The following is a 3570-nucleotide window of genomic DNA, read 5'->3' on the forward strand; positions in this document are numbered from 1 at the left end:
ATCTTCGGCGAAGACCGCGCCATCAAGGAAGGCGACGAAGTCCGCCGCCTGTCGGAAATCGTGGACGTGCCGGTCGGCAAGGGCCTGCTGGGCCGCGTCGTCAACCCGCTGGGCGAGCCGATCGACGGCAAGGGCCCGATCCAGAACGTGGCCGAACGCCGCCGCGTGGACGTCAAGGCGCCGGGCATCATCCCGCGGAAGTCGGTGCACGAGCCGGTGCAGACCGGCCTGAAGGCCATCGACTCGCTGATCCCGGTCGGCCGGGGCCAGCGCGAGCTGGTCATCGGCGACCGTCAGACCGGCAAGACCGCCGTCGCGATCGACACCATCCTGAACCAGAAGTCGATCAACGCCGGCGACGACGAGAGCGCCAAGCTCTACTGCATCTACGTCGCTATCGGCCAGAAGCGCTCCACCGTCGCCCAGATCGTCAAGACGCTCGAAGAGCGCGGCGCCCTGGACTACACCATCGTCGTCTCCGCCACCGCCTCGGAACCGGCCCCGCTGCAGTTCCTGGCCCCGTTCGCGGGCTGCGCCATGGGCGAGTGGTTCCGCGACAACGGCATGCACGCCGTCATCATCTATGACGACCTTTCCAAGCAGGCCGTCGCCTACCGCCAGATGTCGCTGCTGCTGCGCCGTCCGCCGGGCCGCGAAGCCTATCCGGGCGACGTCTTCTACCTGCATAGCCGCCTGCTGGAGCGCGCCGCGAAGCTGAACGAAGACAACGGCTCGGGCTCGCTGACCGCTCTGCCGGTCATCGAAACCCAGGCCAACGACGTGTCGGCCTACATCCCGACCAACGTGATCTCGATCACCGACGGCCAGATCTTCCTGGAAACCGACCTGTTCTTCCAGGGTATCCGCCCGGCCGTGAACGTCGGCATCTCGGTCAGCCGCGTGGGCTCCTCGGCCCAGATCAAGGCGATGAAGCAGGCTTCGGGCCCGATCAAGGGCGAGCTGGCCCAGTACCGTGAAATGGCCGCCTTCGCGAAGTTCGGTTCGGACCTCGACGCGACGACCCAGCGCCAGCTGGCGCGCGGCGAACGCCTGACCGAGCTGCTGAAGCAGGCCCAGTACTCGCCGCTGGCGGTCGAAGAGCAGGTGGCGGTGATCTACGCCGGCACCCGCGGCTATCTCGACGGCGTCGCGACCGCCGACGTCGGCCGCTTCGAAAGCGAGCTGCTGGCCCGCCTGCACTCCAAGCACCAGGACATCCTGGACACCATCCGCACCAGCAAGGAGCTGAAGGCGGACACTGAGGCCAAGCTGAAGGAAGCTCTCGAAGCCTTCGCCAAGAGCTTCGCGTAAGTCAGCGGAGCTTTAGGAGATGGCCAGCCTCAAGGAGATGCGCAATCGGATCGGAAGCGTGAAAGCCACGCAGAAGATCACGAAGGCGATGCAGATGGTGGCGGCGGCGAAGCTTCGCCGCTCCCAGGACGCTGCGCAGAACGCCCGCCCGTACGCCCAGCGCATGGCTTCGGTCATCGCCAACCTGGCGGCGGGCGTGTCGGGAGACGGCGCGCCGAAGCTGCTGGTCGGCACGGGCCGCAGCGACCGCCATCTGGTGGTCGTGGCGACCTCGGACCGCGGCATGGCGGGCGGCTTCAATACCGCGATCATCCGCGCCGCGCGCGAGAAGATCAACGAGCTGACCGGCCAGGGGAAGGACGTGAAGCTCCTGGTCGTCGGCAAGAAGGCGCGCGACCAGCTCAAGCGTCAGTACGGCGACCGCTTCGTGGCGGTCTTCGAGGCCGGCGTTCCCTCGATGGCCAACGCCCAGCCTGTGGCCGACAAGATCACCGAGCTGTTCGAGGCCGGCGAGATCGACGTCGTCACCCTGGCGTTCAGCCGCTTCCAGTCGGTGGTGTCGCAGGTTCCGACCGTGACCCAGCTCATCCCGGCCCAAGTCCAGGGCGGCGGCGCGACCATCGACCTGAAGGGCGCGGCCTACGAGTACGAGCCGGGCGAGGAGGAGATCCTCGAAACCCTGCTGCCGCGGAACCTGACCGTCCAGGTGCTGTCGGCCATGCTCGAAAACCAGGCCGGGTTCTACGCCGCCCAGATGACGGCGATGGACAACGCCACGCGCAACGCCGGCGACATGATCGCCAGCCTCACCCTGCAATATAACCGTTCACGCCAGGCGCAGATCACCAAGGAGCTGATCGAGATCATCTCCGGCGCCGAAGCGCTCTAACCCGAAAGAGTCAGACTCATGGCCACGACCCCCAAGGCTCCCGCCAAGAAGCCCGCCGCCGCCAAGGCCGCGCCGAAGGCTGCGGCTCCGAAGGCTCCCGCCGCCGCCAAGAAGGCCGCTCCGGCTCCGGCCGCCAGCGCCGCCACCGGCCGCATCTCGCAGATCATCGGCGCCGTCGTCGACGTCGAGTTCGACGGCCACCTGCCGGCGATCATGAACGCGCTGGAGACCACCAACACCGACCAGCGCACCGGCGCGCCGTTCCGCCTGGTGCTGGAAGTGGCCCAGCACCTGGGCGAGAACACCGTCCGCACCATCGCCATGGACACCACCGAGGGCCTGACCCGCGGCCAGCCGGTCACCGACACCGGCCGCGCGATCACCGTCCCGGTCGGCCCGGCGACCCTCGGCCGCATCATGAACGTCATCGGCGAGCCGATCGACGAAGCCGGCCCCATCGACACCCAGTTCTACTCGCCGATCCACCGCGACGCGCCGAGCTTCGCCGAGCAGTCGACGGCGGCCGAAGTGCTCGTCACCGGCATCAAGGTCATCGACCTGCTCTGCCCCTACACCAAGGGCGGCAAGATCGGCCTGTTCGGCGGCGCGGGCGTCGGCAAGACCGTGACCATGCAGGAGCTGATCAACAACATCGCCAAGGCCTACGGCGGTTACTCCGTGCTGGCCGGCGTCGGTGAGCGCACCCGCGAAGGCAACGACCTCTATCACGAGATGATCGAGTCGAACGTGAACCAGCCCGGCGGCGGCGGCGACAGCCGTTGCACCCTGGTCTACGGCCAGATGAACGAACCCCCGGGCGCCCGCGCCCGCGTGGCCCTGACCGGCCTGGCCCAGGCGGAATACTTCCGCGACCAGGAAGGCAAGGACGTTCTGCTGTTCATCGACAACATCTTCCGCTTCACCCAGGCCGGTTCGGAAGTGTCCGCCCTGCTGGGCCGCATCCCCTCGGCCGTGGGCTATCAGCCGACGCTGGCCACCGAGATGGGCAACCTGCAGGAACGCATCACCTCGACCTCCAAGGGTTCGATCACCTCGGTCCAGGCCATCTACGTTCCCGCCGACGACCTGACCGACCCGGCGCCGGCCGCCTCGTTCGCCCACTTGGACGCGACCACCGTGCTGTCGCGCGACATCGCCGCCCAGGCCATCTTCCCGGCCGTGGACCCGCTGGACTCCACCTCGCGGATTATGGACCCGCTGGTGATCGGTGAAGAGCACTACGGCGTCGCCCGCCGCGTCCAGGAAACCCTGCAGGCCTACAAGGCCCTGAAGGACATCATCGCCATCCTGGGCATGGACGAGCTGTCGGAAGAGGACAAGCTGACCGTGGCCCGCGCCCGGAAGATCCA

3 protein-coding genes are annotated in these 3570 nt (G+C 67.8%); all 3 read left to right on the forward strand.

Going from position 1 to position 3570, the window contains the following annotated elements; translation table 11 throughout:
* Positions 1 to 1311, forward strand: a 1311-nt coding sequence (atpA, locus tag ACE3TL_RS16695; protein WP_374579788.1) for a F0F1 ATP synthase subunit alpha, incomplete at its 5' end; no start/stop codon positions are given.
* A 19-nt stretch (positions 1312 to 1330) separates the two neighbouring features.
* Positions 1331 to 2200 (forward strand): F0F1 ATP synthase subunit gamma, encoded by an 870-nt coding sequence (locus ACE3TL_RS16700; protein ID WP_374579789.1) that lies wholly within the window; start codon positions 1331 to 1333, stop codon positions 2198 to 2200.
* An 18-nt stretch (positions 2201 to 2218) separates the two neighbouring features.
* The coding region (gene atpD / locus ACE3TL_RS16705; RefSeq protein WP_374579790.1) for a F0F1 ATP synthase subunit beta at positions 2219 to 3570 on the forward strand (1352 nt) is incomplete at its 3' end.

Source organism: Phenylobacterium sp. (assembly GCF_041920015.1).
Lineage (GTDB): Bacteria > Pseudomonadota > Alphaproteobacteria > Caulobacterales > Caulobacteraceae > Phenylobacterium.